At 63.5% G+C, this 16,850-nt stretch carries 14 protein-coding genes and 1 pseudogene; 8 read left to right on the forward strand and 7 right to left on the reverse strand.

The features are described from left to right. The first annotated feature begins 78 nt into the window (after positions 1-78). Positions 79-3,345: a TonB-dependent receptor gene (locus ACQY9P_RS13010; protein ID WP_421738852.1), complete on the forward strand. Its 3,267-nt coding sequence runs from the start codon at positions 79-81 to the stop codon at positions 3,343-3,345. 67 nt (positions 3,346-3,412) lie between these two features. Here the strand turns inward: ACQY9P_RS13010 and ACQY9P_RS13015 are convergent, their stop codons facing one another. From ACQY9P_RS13015 to ACQY9P_RS13035, 5 genes are all read right to left on the reverse strand, one after another. Continuing rightward, the gene (locus ACQY9P_RS13015; RefSeq protein ID WP_421738851.1) at positions 3,413-4,627 is read right to left on the reverse strand and encodes a PQQ-dependent sugar dehydrogenase; all 1,215 of its coding nucleotides are present in this window, start codon (positions 4,625-4,627) and stop codon (positions 3,413-3,415) included. A gap of 138 nt (positions 4,628-4,765) precedes the next feature. Next, on the reverse strand, positions 4,766-5,452 hold the full coding sequence (locus ACQY9P_RS13020; RefSeq protein ID WP_421740101.1) for an IS6 family transposase: 687 nt from the start codon (positions 5,450-5,452) through the stop codon (positions 4,766-4,768). A 64-nt stretch (positions 5,453-5,516) separates the two neighbouring features. Beyond that, positions 5,517-6,323, reverse strand: coding sequence for a hypothetical protein (locus ACQY9P_RS13025; RefSeq protein WP_421738850.1), 807 nt, complete (start codon positions 6,321-6,323; stop codon positions 5,517-5,519). Positions 6,324-6,716: 393 nt separating this feature from the next. Beyond that, positions 6,717-6,998, reverse strand: a complete 282-nt coding sequence (locus tag ACQY9P_RS13030) for a hypothetical protein (RefSeq protein WP_421738849.1) — start codon at positions 6,996-6,998, stop codon at positions 6,717-6,719. A gap of 25 nt (positions 6,999-7,023) precedes the next feature. Then, positions 7,024-7,656 (reverse strand): TetR/AcrR family transcriptional regulator, encoded by a 633-nt coding sequence (locus tag ACQY9P_RS13035; RefSeq protein WP_421738848.1) that lies wholly within the window; start codon positions 7,654-7,656, stop codon positions 7,024-7,026. Positions 7,657-7,812: 156 nt separating this feature from the next. Here ACQY9P_RS13035 and ACQY9P_RS13040 point away from each other — a divergent pair, with 156 nt between their 5' ends. From ACQY9P_RS13040 to ACQY9P_RS13055, 4 genes are all read left to right on the forward strand, one after another. Beyond that, positions 7,813-8,235 (forward strand): DUF2147 domain-containing protein, encoded by a 423-nt coding sequence (locus ACQY9P_RS13040; RefSeq protein WP_421738847.1) that lies wholly within the window; start codon positions 7,813-7,815, stop codon positions 8,233-8,235. Positions 8,236-8,253: 18 nt separating this feature from the next. Further along, positions 8,254-8,940, forward strand: coding sequence for a cytochrome c biogenesis CcdA family protein (locus ACQY9P_RS13045; protein WP_421738846.1), 687 nt, complete (start codon positions 8,254-8,256; stop codon positions 8,938-8,940). 16 nt (positions 8,941-8,956) lie between these two features. Continuing rightward, on the forward strand, positions 8,957-9,526 hold the full coding sequence (locus ACQY9P_RS13050; protein WP_421738845.1) for a redoxin domain-containing protein: 570 nt from the start codon (positions 8,957-8,959) through the stop codon (positions 9,524-9,526). Between the two features lie 721 nt (positions 9,527-10,247). Next, positions 10,248-10,676 (forward strand): hypothetical protein, encoded by a 429-nt coding sequence (locus ACQY9P_RS13055; protein WP_421738844.1) that lies wholly within the window; start codon positions 10,248-10,250, stop codon positions 10,674-10,676. Positions 10,677-10,744: 68 nt separating this feature from the next. Here ACQY9P_RS13055 and ACQY9P_RS13060 read toward each other — a convergent pair. Further along, positions 10,745-10,999 (reverse strand): annotated as a pseudogene (locus tag ACQY9P_RS13060) (DDE-type integrase/transposase/recombinase); the annotation flags it as partial. A gap of 706 nt (positions 11,000-11,705) precedes the next feature. Beyond that, the gene (locus ACQY9P_RS13065) at positions 11,706-12,140 is read right to left on the reverse strand and encodes a response regulator transcription factor (RefSeq protein WP_428150192.1); all 435 of its coding nucleotides are present in this window, start codon (positions 12,138-12,140) and stop codon (positions 11,706-11,708) included. Positions 12,141-13,250: 1,110 nt separating this feature from the next. Here ACQY9P_RS13065 and ACQY9P_RS13070 point away from each other — a divergent pair. From ACQY9P_RS13070 to ACQY9P_RS13080, 3 genes are all read left to right on the forward strand, one after another. Next, entirely contained in the window at positions 13,251-14,393 is a 1,143-nt protein-coding gene (locus tag ACQY9P_RS13070; protein ID WP_428150194.1) for a sensor histidine kinase, read from the forward strand. Beyond that, positions 14,390-15,163, forward strand: coding sequence for a LytR/AlgR family response regulator transcription factor (locus ACQY9P_RS13075; protein ID WP_421738842.1), 774 nt, complete (start codon positions 14,390-14,392; stop codon positions 15,161-15,163). The genes ACQY9P_RS13070 and ACQY9P_RS13075 overlap by 4 nt, the downstream gene beginning before the upstream one ends. Before the next feature lie 266 nt (positions 15,164-15,429). Continuing rightward, complete coding sequence (locus tag ACQY9P_RS13080; protein ID WP_421738841.1) at positions 15,430-16,287, forward strand: DUF3313 family protein; 858 nt, start codon at positions 15,430-15,432, stop codon at positions 16,285-16,287. Positions 16,288-16,850: the final 563 nt, after the last annotated feature.

Consider the following 16,850-nt stretch of genomic DNA (forward strand, 5'->3'; position numbering starts at 1 on the left):
ATCGCTCGAGATCAGTCGTCGGACAGTGAAAGGACGCCATGTCGAGGGGGCAGGGCGAGCTTAGGGGCGAGTCAGACCATGCGCGATTCCAGCCGTCTGCGAACCGTCAGGCGATGGCTTCTGACCTCGGTCGCCGTCCTGTCCATCGCGGGTCCGGCGCTGGCGCAGGCCGCCCGCCACACCTTCAACATTCCCGCGCAGGACGCGGTTTCGGCGCTGCAGGCCTATGCCCGTCAGTCGGGCCGGCAGGTGCTGTTTCCCTTCGACGCGGCCACGGGACGCAAGACCCCCGCCGTGACCGGCGAGATGGCTGACAGCGACGCCCTGGCGCGCCTGATCGCCGCCGCCGGCCTGGAGGTCGCCTCCGACAACGGCCAGACCGTCACCCTGCGCCCGGTGGCCGCCTCGCGCCCCCAGCCCCAGGCCGCGTCGGGCGGCCAGGCTGACGAGGAAGCCGCTGTCGTCGAGACCGTCGTGGTCGTCGGCTCGCAGATTCAGGGCGCTCGCACCACCGGCGCCCTGCCGGTGACGGTGGTCGACGAGAACGACATCATCGCCACCGGCGCGGTGTCGGGCGACGAGCTGTTCCGCTCGATCCCCCAGGCCGGGGACGTGCAGTTCCAGGAAGCCCGCACCACGGGCAATCTCAATGACGCGCGCGGCGATGTCGCCTCGCTGAACCTGCGCAGCCTGGGCACCGGCAACACCCTGTCGCTGCTGAACGGCCGACGCGCCGTGATGCATCCCGGCACCCAGACCGAGAACCTGGTTCCGGTGCAAACCCCCAACACCAACGCCTTCCCCGTGGCGGGCATCAAGCGTGTCGAAGTGCTGCGCGACGGCGCCGCCGCCATCTATGGCACCGACGCCGTGGCCGGGGTGGTCAACACCGTGCTCGACACCCGGTTTCGCGGCCTGCGGGTCGAGACCCAACTGGGCGGCTCGGAAGGCACGGGCTATCGCGAAGGCACGGTCAACCTGAAGGCCGGAACGCGCCTGAAGGACGGCACGCGCCTGACCTTCTTTGGCACCTACACCGGCCATAGCCGCCTGATGGCGAGCGAGCGCGACTACGCCGCCAGCGAAGACCATCGCGGCCAGGTCGCCGACACGCCCTGGGTCGACAACACCAGCTTCGACAGCCGAACGACCTCCAGCCCCTGGGGTTCGTTCACGGTGATCCCGTCCTCGACCGTGGTGCGGCAGGGAACGACGGCGCTCACGACTTCGGGCGTCTTCCACGTCGAGCCGACCAGCAACACCGCCGCCGGCTGCAGCAGCACCGTCCTGACCGGCAACCTCTGCCTGAAGTCGGGCACGATCACCGGCGCCGCCGACCGCGTGCTGCGCTATGACGAAAATCCGGACCGCACGCTCAAGGGCGGGCTGGACCGCACCAATCTGTTCAGCACCGTCGAGCACGACTTCGGCGACATCACCGCCTTTGGCGAGGCCGGCTACTATCACGCCCTGTTCTCGGGCAGCCGAGAGCAGTCGGCCCCGATCGCCTCGGCCCCGATCAGCATCGCCGCCAACGCCTACTGGAACCCCTTTGGCCCCGCGACCAGCCCCAATCGCCTGACCGGCCTGACGGGCGTACCGGCCACCGGCCTGGCGATGACCATCACCACCTATCGCCCGGTCGACGCCGGTCCGCGCACCTATACCGTCACCGACGACAGCTACCGCCTGCTGGGCGGTCTGAAGGGCGACTGGAACGGCTGGAAGTGGGACTCGGCGCTGGTCTATTCCAAGGCCCGCACCAAGGACAAGACGCACAACGCCATCAGCAACACGCTGTTTCAGGCGGCGATCAACCGCACCACCAGCGACGCCTACAACCCGTTCAACGGCGGCTCGCTGGACAATGTCTCGCGGGGCGACGCCACCCCCAACGGCGCCGACACGATCAAGTCGTTCCTGATCGACGTCTATCGGATCAGCGAGACCTCGCTGGCGATGTGGGACTTCAAGGTCTCGAAGAAGGATCTGTTCGCGTTGCCGGCGGGCGACGTGGGCTTCGCCGCGGGCGTCGAATACCGCCGGGAAACCTATCTGGACGACCGCGACGACCGCCTCGATGGCAAGGTCACCTATACCAACACCGTCACCGGCCTGACCTACGGCACCGACGTCATGGGCGCCTCGGGGTCGGTGGATGTCAAGGCCGATCGCGCGATCGCCTCGGCCTTCGCCGAACTGGCCGTGCCCGTCGTCTCACCCGAGATGAACATCCCCTTCGTGCAGGAAATCCAGCTGCAGCTGGCCGTCCGCGACGAGCGCTATTCCGACTTTGGCAACGTGCTCAAGCCCAAGGGCGCGATCCTGTGGACCGTGGGGCAGGGCCTGGCCCTGCGCGGCTCGGTGTCGCAAAGCTTCCGCGCGCCGAACCTGCCGCAGTTCTACAGCCCGGGCTCGACGGTCACCAATACCCGCACCGACAACGCCTTCTGCCGGATCAACACCCCGGCCGCCACCACCTGCGCCAGCGCCAGCACCCTGGAGGTGCGCAGCGGCAACGACAACCTGAAGCCCGAGGAAGCCGACAACGCCTCGGTTGGCTTCGTCTATCAGCCGACCTTCCTGCCGGCCGGATTTGGCAAGCTGGTCCTGACCACCGACTTCTGGTCGATCCGCGAGAAGAACGTCATCGGCATTCTGGGCGCCCAGAACCAGATCAACTACGACCTGCTGCTGCGGCTGACGGGCGGCTCCAACCCCAATGTCGTGCGCGACGCCCCGACCGGAACCAACCCCGTCGGGGCCCTGCTCTATGTCAACGACACCTACGCCAACCTGCAGCCGCGCATGGTGCAGGGCTTCGACTTCACCATCGACTATGACCTGGACGACACCGCGTGGGGCGACTTTGGCGTCACGCTGAACGTGGCCAAGCTGTCCAAGTACGACCAGTCGCCCGGCTCCGTCGAGGCGACGCTGCTCACGGCGATCGCCGACGGCAGGCTGGCCGGCCTGACGGTCGCCACGTCAGGCAACCAGATCAAGATGGACGGCTACCCCGAGTTCCGGGGAACGGCCAACCTGACCTGGCGCCGCAACGGCTGGGGCGCCGGCGTGTTCGTCAGCCATGTGGGCGAGATCTATGACACCGGGCCGGCCCAGATCGGCGGCCAGTATTTCCCGGTGAAGGCCTGGACCACGGTCAGCCTGTACGGCCAGTACGCCTTCCGGGACGGCCGCTTCGACGGCTCCACGGTGCGCCTGGGCGTCCGCAACCTCGCCGACAAGGATCCGCCGATCTCGTCGTCGAACTTCGGCTACATGGGCTCTCTGCACAACGCCACGGGGCGCTACTGGTACATGAACGCCAGCAAGCGCTTCTAGGGGTCGCCGAGCGCCCCCTGACGGGACGACGACCAGGCCCCCGGTCGTCGTCCCGTCCCCCTTTCGGCTATTTCGGAACGACCCGCAGCAGCTTGCCGTCGTCGTCGTCGGTTAGCAGATAGACCGCGCCGTCAGGCCCCACGGTCACGTCGCGGATGCGCGCGTCCAGCTCCTTGAACAGCCGCTCCTCGCCGACCACCCTGTCGCCGTCCAGCGTCAGGCGGGCGACGTGCTGTTCCTTCAGCGAGCCGATCAGCAGGCTGCCCTTCCAGGCGGGGAACAGATCGCTGTTGTAGAAGGCCATGCCCGAAGGGGCGATCACCGGATCCCAGTAATAGACCGGCTGCTCCATGCCCGGCCGGGCCGTGATCCCTTCGCCGATCGGCTTGCCGGAATATTCCTCGCCATAGGTGATGGTGGGCCAGCCATAGTCCTTGCCGCCCTGCGGATGGTTCAGCTCGTCGCCGCCCCGGGCGCCGTGCTCGACGGTCCACAGGCGGCCGCTGGCGTCCAGCGCGGCGGCCTGCAGGTTGCGGTGGCCCGACGACCAGATCTCGGGCTTCACCCCGGCCTTGCCGACATAGGGGTTGTCGGCGGGGATTGAGCCGTCCGGCTTGATGCGGATCACCTTGCCCAAGGTTCCGTCCAGCCGCTGGGCCTGCATGCGGCCCTCGAGGATGGAGCGCTCGCCGGTGGTGATGAACAGGGCGCCGTCGCGCCCGAAGACCAGTCGGCCGCCGAAGTGCAGGGTGGAGTCCAGCTTGGGCGCCTGGCGCCAGATCACCTGGGCGCCCTCGACGCGGGGCGCCGGCCCGCCGACGAACCGGCCGCGCGCGGCGGCCGTGCCGTTACCGCCGTCGCCGGCCTCGGCGAAGGTCCAGTAGATCAGGCCATTGCGGGCGAAGTCGGGGTCGATCGTCACATCCAGCAGGCCGCCCTGACCACGCGCGTCAATCTCCGGCAGGCCGGTGACGGCCGGCGACAGCTTGCCGTCCACGCCCAGCACGCGCAGCCGCCCGGCGCGCTCGGTGACCAGCTTGGTCCCGTCGGGCAGGAAGGCCATGCCCCAGGGGTGATCCAGGCCCGTGGCCAGGGTCTCGACCGCATAGGCGACCCCGGCGGCCTTCAGCGGCGCGCGGGTCTGGCCGGGAAAGGCCGGAACCTGGTCGGGCGCATTGGCGGGCCGGGTCTCGACGGGCCCCGGCTGCTGGGCCCGGGCGGAGGGATCGGAGCCACAGGCGCAGAGGGCGAGGGCGATGGCGGGGATGAGGCGAGTGCGCATGCGGAGAGCTTAGACGAGCTGTCGCTCGGCGTAAGGGGGAGATCGCAAGTCGCAAGGGCGGGCGAAGCGGTGGCGGTGCTGTCAGTCTAACCCCAACTTTTCTCCACTGGGCGCAGTTCGAGCAGAAGCAGCAGTGTCTCAAGCCATGAGGGATTGCCACTCAGCCAAGGCGGCTGAGCGTTGCGTCTTGGAAGTCTCCCGGTTGATGAGGTGGCGGTCCTGGTTGAAGTGGTTGTGGAAGGCGGCGTGGACGGAGCTGAATTTTTGCCGGCTCTTCATCTGTCGGAACCGCAGCATGGCCCGTTCTCGTCGCCGGAACGGCAGGTGTGGGTTCTCACAACGGTTGTTGGCCCAGCGGCCAATCTCCTGCTTCTCGGCATTGCCAAGTTCCTTCATGGCCGCTCTATATGAGCGCAGGCCGTCGGTGGTGACCACCTTGGCACCGCCGTGCCGCTTCATCAGTTTCTTCATGACTTTCAACGCCGCAGGCTTGTCGCGAGTCTTGCTGGCGAAGGACTCTAGCACTTCACCCTCGTGGTCGACGGCCCGCCAGAGGTAATACATCTGGCCGTTGATCTTCACGTAGATCTCGTCGAGATGCCATTTCCAGTGCGTGAAGGCCCTCATCGGCCTAACTCGCTTTTGGCGGATCCCGGCGGCGAACATCGGGCCAAACCTGTTCCACCAGAACCGCACCGTCTCGTGGCAAATGTCGATGCCCCGTTCGGCCAGGAGGTCTTCAACGTTCCGAAGCGACAGCGGGTACTTGACGTACATCATCACCACCAGGCGGATCACCTCGCGCGAGCTGTTGAGTAGCGGAATAGGTTGCTCATCCCAGCAGGCTACCGGCTAGGGGCACCGTCCGCAATTTGCTCTGACAGCACCCTCAGCCGCGCTGCGCCAGACACTGCGCGAGTGCATCGCGTGCCTTCAATCCTTCATGCCAGCGGCCCGAAAAGATCGTCTTACCGTTTTCGGACAGGTAGTAATCCTGACTATCCTCGATCGAACGCACCAGCAGATCCGCTGTCGGCACGACGAAGCTAACCATCCCCATCTTGCGCTTGTCGAGACCGGCGCGCGAGATCACGGCCGTAACCGTCTGTGTTTCGCCGGACTGCGTGAGCGAGAATTTCCGCGTTTGCGATCCGCTTGGGAGCGGGATGCTGTAGCCCATATACCGGATGAAGGCCTTATCATCCCCGCCGCCATTTGCGGACATGATAACGGCGCCGCTGAGCGTCCAATAGCTCACGGTGCAATCCTTGCGCGCCGCCGTCGCACGACTGGCGCTGGCCGGCTGGGGCGACGACCATCCGGCAAAAGGCTGCTCGCCGGGCAGAAACCAGACCCCCTGCTGAAGCTGACGATAGCGTTGCGCCGCCAGCCGCCGCTCCTCGGAATTAGCGGCCTCCACCTGGGCCCCATGGTCGGCAAAGGCCTTCCATTCCTCGGCCGAATAATAACGCATCGCCGCCCCACTGTTCCCGGCGCCCTTTGAGGACCATTCGCACCAGGATTCAACAACGCCACCACCGGCGACATAGACTTCCGACACTACATATTCATCGGACCGCCCGCCGCATATATGCTCCGCCGACGCCGCTTGCGGCAACAACATGATACCGAGCAGCGCAACAAGTATCAGCACGGACACCCACCGCGAGCGAAGGACCAGACGCTCCGGAATCATCTGTGGCAGCCTTGACCCAGCGAGTGAAACGGACGGCATCGGGTGCTCCGCGCGAGAACATAAAGTATCATTTTTTCCATTAACATCGTCGATCGCGCCATCCGCAAAACGTACCGGTACCCCCACCCTCCTACCTGAGTGACGCAAGCTGAGAGTGGGGCCGCCGTCGACCTCGCCGCGCTGGAGTGCGCGGACTGCCGCCCCATCCCTCGCTTCCGTTGAAAGCAAAAGCCTTGAATCAGCCACCCAGCTCACCGCAAGTCGATTGAGTACGGAGCCTATTCGATGTGCGGCTTGGGGCCCGCCCTCGGTCAGCGGCGCGGCATTCGCGGCTAAGTCGACAGGCCTGTCGAATGACTAGGTGTCGGTCAGCGCGACCTGAAGCTCACTTGGCTAGCGGACGGTCCAAGGTTTGATGGCCTCGACCATGAGCGTGAAGATGACGATGTAGATCACCAGCGAGAGCACAGCCGGGAAAGGTTCCAGTAAGCTCTGGCATGCGGTCGCGACCACCAGGCACGACAGCACCGCCGAGACCCGGCAGCCGATACACATCATCGGTTCGACCACCCAATCTGGCAGGCCACTGGCTGCCTCAACAAACAGTACCCCGCCCTGAGCGTCGGGGCAGGGCGAAGTTAAGCTGACAACACCCACGCGCCCGCGAAGGAACAACGCGGGCTTCGCCGTCGCTAGACGGTCAGCCGGCAGATCGGGGGTCCAGCAGCCGCAGATACTCGTCCAACGCTCTTTGCATTAGCGTGTCGGCGCGATCTTCGCCGCCCCACTGGACGAACTGACCATCGATCCACATGCGCGCCAGGCCATAGACCAGCGCCCGCGCTTGGACGCCGATCATCTCGGCGTCGGCGCTGCGCAGTCGACCCTGCGCGCGCGCCTGCTCGATGAAGCCGGTCATCAGCGAGCGGATCTCATCATTGAGGGCGACGAGCGTCTCTGAGCCGTCGAAATCAATGTTGCGGCGCGTTGAGATCACCTCGAAGTGTGTGGGGTTGCGAACGGCCCAGCGCAGGTAGGCTATCCCCATTGCCCGGAGTCTATCGAGGGGCTCCTGGCTTTCGCATGCGTCTAAGGCGTTGGCGACCTCGCTTCGAAATCGTCGCATTGACTCTTCGGCAATGGCCGTCATCAGGGCAGTCTTGTTGACGAAATGCCGAAACGGCGCGGCCGACGAAACCCCTGCCCGTGCGCCGACTTCGCGCACACTGACCTGGTCAGTGCCGCGCTCCTCTACGATCGCCAGGGCGGCGTCGATCAGCGCCTGACGCAGGTCGCCGTGATGATAGGGCCGTGCTCGGCTTTCTTCCGACATCCCCAACGTAAGCACGACTCAAATCGCCGAGGCAAGCACGCCTACCCGTGGTTAGCGCGGCGCGACCAGCTAAGATGTAAGCACTGATAACTTTCCGTTTGACAGCTCGGCTCGGCGACGATGTTATCGGCGCTTACATTATCCGGAGGCACCAACATGCTGTTTCGAATGGCTACTATCGCGAGTGTGGCGAGCTTGACGTTGATCACCGCGGCCGAGGCGCAGGCGGCCTCTCCCGAAGGGGTTTGGGTAACGGCCAGCGGCAATGTCGAGGTCAAGATTGCACCCTGCGCCAAGGTCCTGTGCGGAGACGTCGTCAAGGTGCTGGCCAACAGGTCGATGGCCGACCCCAGCGCCGAGGTGAAGGGCTCGCCCGCCAAGGTCGGCTTGAGGATCCTCAGCGAACTCCAGCGATCGGACAGCCACGAATGGAAGGGAAAAATCTTCAATCGAGAGAACGGCAAGACCTACGATTGCATCGTCAAGTCGCGCGGCGAGACGCTCGAAGTGCGCCCCTATGTCGGCGTTCCGGCGATGGGCAAGACGCAGATCTGGACCCGCGCCAGCCCGGCCAACTAGTCGGATCGAGTCACGCTCATGATCGATCTCGTGCTCGCCCTCCTCGCAGGCCTGGCCACAGCCGTCTCGCCCTGCATCCTGCCGGTGTTGCCCATTCTGATGGGCGCATCGGTGGCGACGCAGAGCGTCTATCGGCCCTTGGCGATCGTGGGCGGGTTCATCGTGTCCTTCGCGTTGGCGGCCCTGGCGTTCTCGGCATTGACCAGCGCGTTCGGTTTTTCCCAGGGGGCATTGCGGACCATCGCCTGTCTGGGCTTGGCCTTCTTCGGTTTGGGCATGGTCTGGCCGCCGCTGATGAAGCCGCTGAACGCTCTGACCGAACGGATCGCTCGGGCCGGCAACATCCCCGATCGGCCCGGTTTGGGGGAAGTCACTGGGGGCTTCGTCGTCGGCATCTCGCTCGGACTGGTTTGGACGCCCTGCGCCGGACCGATCCTGGCCTCGATCCTGGCCCTGATCGCCGGGTCGGGTAATCTTGGTCACGGCGCGCTGCTCTTGTTGCTCTATGGGGTTGGTGCGGGCGTACCGATGTTGACGATCGCTTACGGCGGCCAAGCGGCGAGCGCCAAGGTCAAGATCGCCACGCGCTATGCCGATCGCTTGCGCCAGATCTTCGGCGTGCTCGTCATCGCCTCGGCAGCGGCAATCTTCTTCCAAGTCGATACACTGATCGCGGCTTTCGTCGCCGGCGCCTTTTCCCAATAACCACGGACAGAAGCCGATGAGCTTTCAACGTAAGGCCCTGATCAGCCTGGCCCTGGGGGCTGTGGTTCTCACGGGCGGCCTTGCCCTCTGGGCCAAGGACATGCAGGCCGATTTGAGCTTCGCTGGCGAGGCGAGCGCCAGCCAGCAGATCGGTCGCCCCGCGCCAAGCCTTGATGCGGCCGAAGGCTGGATCAACTCTGCGCCCCTATCGCTGCAAGCCTTGCGCGGCAAGCCGATGTTGATCGATTTTTGGACCTATGCCTGCGTCAACTGCGTGCGCACCTTGCCCCACTTGCGGCGATGGCATGAGACCTATGGCCCCCAGGGCCTTACGGTCATCGGGGTTCACTCTCCGGAGTTCCCGTTCGAGCGATCCGAAAGGAACGTGGCCGGCGCCGCGCGTCGTCTGAAAGTCGGCTATCCAATCGCTCTGGATCCCGCCCACAAGGTTTGGGACGCCTATGATGTTCGTGCCTGGCCGACCCTGTTCCTCGTCGATCGCGCTGGCCGAATTGTCTTCGTCCACGAGGGCGAGGGCGATTACGACGCCATCGAGCGCCAGATTCAGCAGGTCCTGGCCCAATGAGCCGCTCGCTTCTGCTGATCGCCTCCACGCCCCTCCCCGGCCGGCGTGCACGGCCGGGGAGGGGCGTAGCGTCTTCAGGCGCCTGGCGATCAACGGTCCGAACTTCTCGGTTCAACACCGGATCGTCTCCTAGCTCACGTCGGGCGATGCGTTTTCTTTTGGTCCGTCAGTCTTTGGTATCGATACGGCACGCCTTCTCTGGACCATCGCGGAAGTCGTAGATTTTGGCCGCCCTCGCGATGGAGATCTCGCCGATTTGGAAACCGGCCATGGTTTTTGGGGCTTAGACACGAAGGTGCTGCGGCGAGGTCCAAACATCGGGTCACCTCAACCGCAAAGGCCGGTCCCCCTTTGTCCAAACCGTTAGACGTTCATGGGTCGAGGTCGAGCTCGTCATCGGTAGCCGCTGGAGGTGCCCCGCTTCTGCCTTCCATGGACCACGGAGACCTGATGGGGTCCGTGCGAGATTCGCCTGCGCGGCGGCCGACCCGGTCATCTGCCAAAGCGTGGCCGGGCAGGCCGGTATGCGAACGCGACCAGCACAGCTCAGTGGTACGTGGAGCAATGGCCCGGAAGTGAAGCACCGGTACATTTCGTACTGACCTCTATGACTCTCCCTCCGGGTTAGTCTCGCGCTGCCTAGCGGAGCGAGGTTCACAGCGTGCGACGTTCAAAAGTGTTCGACAATCTGCGTGACGCCAGGCGTATCGGGGGTCAATCCATGACCACCCGCCCGCCGGAAGACAGCCGGGTGCGTGTCGACTTCATCGTTGATCGCTTCACCCTGGTTCAGGATGAGATTCCCCATAGCCGTATCGAGGAATGTCTTCGCTCCGTTGAGTGGGAACTGCACTTGCCGACTTCGGCGCGGTCATCCAAGGGGGCGCAATCGGCGCTACGGACAAGGGTCTACGCGGCCAACAGGTCCATGGGCGACCTCGACGTGGCCGAGATCACCGTACCCATCGTACTCTGGCTATCATGGCACCACCACAGCCATGGTGCCGAGATTCAAGCCACGCTTGAACGTGGTCGTGCACATTCCATGACGCTCGTGCTTTGCGTCAGCGCCGAGGAAAGGGATGGGCGCCTATCCTGGGGCGTCACGATCAGGCCGACTGACGTTGAACGGTCTGGACGGGACCGATGAGCCCTGCCAGCGCAGGCGAGCGGGGCTGTCAGGCGCTGTCAGGTTAACCGCCGCAAGTTGAAGTGAGCCTATACTTGGCCATTTCGGGCCGCGGCCTTCGCGCAGGCGGCATGAGCCTTGGCGCGGAAGCGGCGAAGGTTGGATCGGCTGATCAGATGTCGCTGGACGGAGAAGGTGTTGTAGATGACGGCGTGAGTGGACAGGAAGCGCTGGGCGGATGGATGGCTTTTGAAGCCCTGCATCCTTCGCTCTCGTTGCCGGATCGGAAGATGGGAGTTGTCGGCGTGATTGTTTTCCCGGAGCCGTCCTGGCCGATGAAGGTGCTGCAAATCCGTAAGCGCTGTTCCAAGGCCACGGCGCTGAGAGTTCAGGCGTTGAGCTGAGCGGGAAGCGTGTTCCACGGCATGAACTCGTCGATTCGTCACGGAACTCAGCTCGCCCACAGATCAGGGCGCGCACCATCCGAGGAACTAGGCGCCGGCGCTAGGTGTGGTCGGGGCTCCGCTTACGAGATGTCGCGGGTTCTGCCAGTTAGAAATGTCACCCGGCACTGTGTTTGGGGTCGGGCGGCGGGCGGGCGCGGAGCCTTCGGACTTAGTGTTTGCGGTTGGAGAAAGCCTTCCACACCGATTTTAGGTCTTCGGGTACCGGTCGCTGACGCTGTCAACAATTTGCCTGACAGCGCCGCGGTCAGATGTACCGGTGCGCGCGCCTATCGTTACATTGGCGGCCAAGCGGACTAGCTTGGTTATGGGACCAACGGGAGTGCCGCATAAGGCGATTACGACTCCCATCTCGATATCGTCTGGTGCCCTTGCGTCTCGGCCGCGCCCCCGGTTTGCGTTCCCTCAACTGGAACATGGCGCGGCCATTTCGCCATGCGTCTGACCTTGGGTTCTGTTGGGCCGGGAGCCGTGAAAACCGCGAATTCGCACTCAGCGCGGGCGAACTTGTCAGGAGGCCCGTAAGGGGCGCAAGAGGCTATTGGCAAGGCGCTGCAAACGCCACCGCTCCCCGTCATCAAGGGCTTCAGCGAGCGTCGACGCGCGACCTCGTGGCCCAGACGGCGGCGAGCGCGCTTCGGGTGGCGACATTGAACAGCCGCATCAGCTGCGAGATATGATTTCGGACGGTAAAGTGCGATATACCCATCGCCCGGCCAATTTCCTTGTTGGACCTGTTGCTTGCCAAGTGTTCGAGAATAGCCGTCTGTCGGGCGCTTAGCATGCCGCGGCCATCGGTCAAGAACTCCAGGGGACGCCAGGCCCCGCCGCGCCGAGTGTATAGCAGGCTTCCCGGGGAAAGCGCCGACCGGATTGCATTCAAAGTGTCTTGCGCGCGTTCGCTGCAAACCGCGAAGAAGACGACAGCGGCGTCTGTGTCTTGGGGTTGAAACCCATGATCCGGAAAAGAAAATAGCGGCGTTTGAGCAGTAGCCGTGTTGAGGCTTTGTTGGACCGTCATGGCAGAGGTTGTCCTGCGAGTGCGATGTTGTCTGGCGGACCTACAGTGGCTTTCGCCTCGGCTGTGCTCAATGTGGCGCTCGTCATACCGCTATGGGCGGCTGGGCGGCGTCATGGTTTTCGACGAATGGCTGCTGAGCGCCGACGGGCGGCAGGGCGGGAGGCGTGCCGCTTTTGGTTACACGTCGCCTGGAATAGCCTCGTTCAGCCTTGGCCATGACGACAGCTGTCCAGCGTCCCGCGTATGCGCCCTTGGGTGAGGTCGCGCGGGACACATGCGGCTTGGAGTAGTGGTCGTCGCCCGACCTTGACGAGACGCTGGACTTGCGACGGCGGCTATCGGGTGTCGAGCTCGTTTCGGTCGGCGATTATCCAAGTCAGGCCAGGGTCATCAGTCCTATGCAGCAGCGGAGACAGCGCGTCAGATTCTCAGAGGTTGAGCCTCATCTATAAGAAGAGGCTGATAGGCCGGATCGATCAGAAAGAAGGTTGTCTTGACGATCGTCCGCCTCCAAGCTCAACAGGCACCAACGGCACGCGCGTGGCGAGGCCATGGGCGTAAGTCGCAACCCACGGATCGCCACCCAAAGGCGATATGATCAACATAGCCTCAGATATTGAGGCAAAGACCCGGGTGTGAGGCGTTACGCGCCGACCCCCGTTGATGGCGGCGACAAGCATCACGCGCTGTGAGCCTTACGTGAAGGCCAGGCTTTAAGGACTAGGTCCGCAGCTGCGAGATAAGCGAGAAGCAGCGTGACGGCGCTGAAGCGACTGCGGCAGGACAGCACAGTAGTGGTCGCATTGCCGTTATGTTCATCAGCGTGAGGCAGGTTCGAGGCACGGATCGTCCCACGCAAACAATCACTCAAAGCGAAACTGTGATCGCCGGGCCTAAGTTGCGAAACGACCGAGGCTGGGTCGGTAAAGTCGATGGGGGGCATCCCCACCGATTTGGCTTGAGAACGAGAAAAGCGGCGACGAGGACCGCGCCGAACGTGGTGTATCCACTCGCCCGCATCATAAGGCTACACTGCCTAGTGTTCGTCCTAGAATCCTGCCGCTATCCCAACAGGCGATCAATTTCCAAGGTGTACTGGTTCTGCGCTGAATGATGACAAAACAATCCGAAGATCATTTCTACGAGCCTCGCGAAGAAGAGGCGATTGCCATGGATGTTGGATTGCAAAGCCGGAGTGCCCTGGTCCGTGAGGCGTTCAAGCTTGGTGTCACATACCTTTTCCTGACAGCGCTTATCTTTGGGGTCACCGCTTATTTTTCCGGCGCGGGGCTAGCCGAGAAGAGCCCCCAGGGCTTTGCCGGCTACTCGACGCTGGTCGATGTCTTCTCGGGATTCCTGTCCCTGTTCGTCATGTCTGTCGCTGTCTGGAATCTTCGCAAAAGCAAGATGATCTACAACATCATCGTGTGCTTCATTGTCGCCACAGCCGTCGCCTTTGCCGACTTTTTCGCGAGTCGGGAATTCTATAGGATCTTTTACGCGTCCGAGAATTTGGACCTTTCGGTCAGCGGTAACGTCCAGGACCTGTTCATGTGCTGGGTGGCGTTCTTCGGCTGGTCGTGTGTGTTTCTGACTCTGCTCTTCAGTTTCGATGTTCGTGACCGTGAGCGCCGTCTGGCGGCCGTCCGCGAAGAAGCGCTGTCGGCGCAGATGCGGGCGCTGCGTTATCAGGTTAATCCGCACTTCCTGTTCAATACTTTGAACTCCATCGCCGGGCTGATCGAGGAGGGCTCCTCTGCGCGCGCTGAGCAGATGGTGCTGTCGCTTTCGACATTTCTGCGCACCACCTTGACCCTGGACCCCTTCAACGATGTTCGCTTGTCCGAGGAGCTGACCCTGCAGGAGGAGTACCTAGAGATCGAGCACCAGCGCTTTTCGGACCGGATGAGTTTCCATATCGACATGCCCGACGACGTGCGCGGGGCGCTGGTGCCAAGTTTGATCCTACAGCCCCTGATCGAAAACGCCATCAAACATGGGGTGGGCGCCATGGCTGGACGGGTGAATATCTGGCTTTCGGCCAGGCGCGAGGCTGATCGCCTGCGCGTGATCGTTGAGAACAGCATGCCTATCGAGATGGTCGGACCCAAACCCGTCGGGATGGGCGTTGGGCTGAAGAACGTCGCGGGGCGCCTTCGCGCGCGGTTTAAGAGCGACTGCCAGTTTTCCGCGGGGCCCGCCGAGCCGGGGGTTTATCGCGCCGCCTTGGATCTGCCGTGGAGAACCGAATGATGGCCCTGTCGGTCCTCGTCGTCGATGATGAACCGCTGGCTCGTCGCCGCCTGATCCGACTGCTCAACAAGCTGGAATGGGTCGGTGAAATCAACGAGGCAGGCGACATCATCCAGGCCGCCGCGCGAATTCAGGCGTGCATGCCCGACATTCTGTTGCTCGATATCCAGATGCCCGGCGGCACGGGGTTTGAGCTGCTGAAACACTTTGGCGAGGTCTCGCCAGCCATCGTTTTCGTTACCGCCTTCGATCACCATGCCCTGCAGGCGTTCGATGCGAACGCGATCGACTACGTGACCAAACCCATCGAGCCAGGACGCTTCGCCCTGGCCATGGAGCGCGCGCGGCGCGCGGCCAGCTCGCAGGGCCAGGCCGAGCGCATTGTCGAGCTTCAGGAAACCCTGTCGTCCCTGCGGCGTGTTTCGGATCCGGGGGAGGGCCGGGCGCGGGAATTTTGGGTCAAGTGCCGCGGTGAACATGTGCGCATCGCCCTCGAAACAATCCTCAGTTTTCAGGCCGATCGGGACTATGTCCGGATCTTGGTTCCAGGCGCGGAGTACCTTTATCAGGAGAGCTTGGCCTCACTGGAGCGCCGCCTTAATCCAACCGACTTCTGGCGAGTTCATCGCAGCACTATCGTTCGACGAGGCGCGATCGCCCGTGTCAAGCCAGCGCCGTTTTCCGCCTTGGTCCTGGTTCTTATCGACGGCGCCGAAATTCGCGTGGGTCGCACTTATGGCAATGCCGTCCGAGCTGCCTTGGCGCGATGACCGCGTTGAATTTGCTCTGCGCTCTGCAAGAGCATTTCAATAATAGGGAGGGATGGTGCGAACTTATATTCTGAGATCGCATTGGTTTTCAATTTCTAAGTAATCACGTATTGAATTTCAAAGTTAATTAGTGAAATATTTTAGCAAATAAAATGGATCAATGTACTGGTACTATTAAAAGGTAACTCGTGACTAGGTGCATCAATTAGAACGGGTACGCGCCTGTTCAAAGAATTCGGGCGAAAAGTTCACCCGAGGATTGCACCATGAATTCGCCCTTCTCTTTTCAAGCGCACTATCGTCGCGCCACGCCGGCCGCCCTGAGAGCCGTTAGCCTTGCAGCTTTGTCGATGCTCGCCGCGGCGAGCCAAACTCTGCCGGCTCATGCATCGCACCCTTCGGTTTCGTCGGCCGCCCCTGTGGACCCGATGAGCAAAGCCAAAAAGACCGCCGCCAAGGTCGAGCGCGACGACGCAGCCGCAGATGCGATCAAGCGCGTCTATATCGAGCCTAGCGTTCTGGAGATCAGCGCCGACACGCCGATCACTGCGGGCGATCAGGACATGGTCGGCTGGGAGATCGACCGCCAGCTCTGCTTCAAGATCAGCCAGCGGTTTGAGATCGCCGCTACGCCCGACCCCGACGCGGGGCTCATCCGCACCCGGATTGTGGCCATCAAGCCGACCAGCAAGGTGGGCTCGGCGGCGACCGCCGCCGCCAGCTTCTTTATCCCGGCCCCGGTAAGTATTCGCGGTCGCGCGATCTCGGGCGGGCTCACAGTAGAAACGATCTTGACCGCTCCCGGCGGGAGCCTGGCGGCGCAAATCACTTGGACCAAGTCCGTAGGCGGTCTAAGCCGCGTTGGTCCTTCGCTCTCGCCCGTGGGTGATGCGCTGCAGCTTGCTGATCCGTTCGCAAAGGCCGTTAGCAAGGCCTTCGCGGCCAAGGAGAGTGTCAAGCGACGCATCGGCAAGCCCGATCCGTGCGCCCGCTTTGGTCCGCGGCGGACGGCGGGTCGCATCGTGGGTGGCGTACTGGCGGACCTTGGCACGGGCCTCTACGTTCCGTCGCTCGCCGGCGCGGGGCGCGCACCGAGCGGCGAGGCCGTGGCCGCAAAGCCATAGCTCCAGGGCCTGGTCAGGGACGTCGTTGAGCTCGGATTGTGGGCGTCGCCTTTTCGGGGGGGCTTGCAGCTTCAGTCCGAGGACGGCGCGAAAGGGCGCGATCAAGCGTCCAGGACGGCTCAGATGAGGCCCAAGCGCCGGCTTTCTGACGCTACCCAGACTAGGCGCCTTTGCTCTGAGAGGTCGCCGCGACGGGGCTCATGTTGCCCACTTGGCGACGACGGTAAGCGCTTGTGCCGCCTCCGGACGACCATCAGCGCTCTGTTGAGCAATCGGGCGAACTGGATTGTTGTTTGGGAGGTTGGGGCGGACGCTGTCGTTTGGGCGTGCCGGAACCCTCGCATCGTCGAGCCGGGGCTTCGTCGGCAACACAGGTCTAGGGTGCTCGAGAGGCGGGACGTTATCGATGCGACCGGCCGCGCGGACGGCACGCGGCCGTGTGGTGACCTTGGTGATCGGACTGTCGGCAAGATCGGCGTGCCGGACCTGGGCCCGTTTCCAACCGCCGAAGAAGCTGGCCTCGGGACGCCGCGCGCTTTTAAGCGCGCGGCGTCCCGGCGGCG

The sequence above is a fragment of the Caulobacter sp. genome (assembly GCF_965279145.1).
GTDB lineage: Bacteria > Pseudomonadota > Alphaproteobacteria > Caulobacterales > Caulobacteraceae > Caulobacter.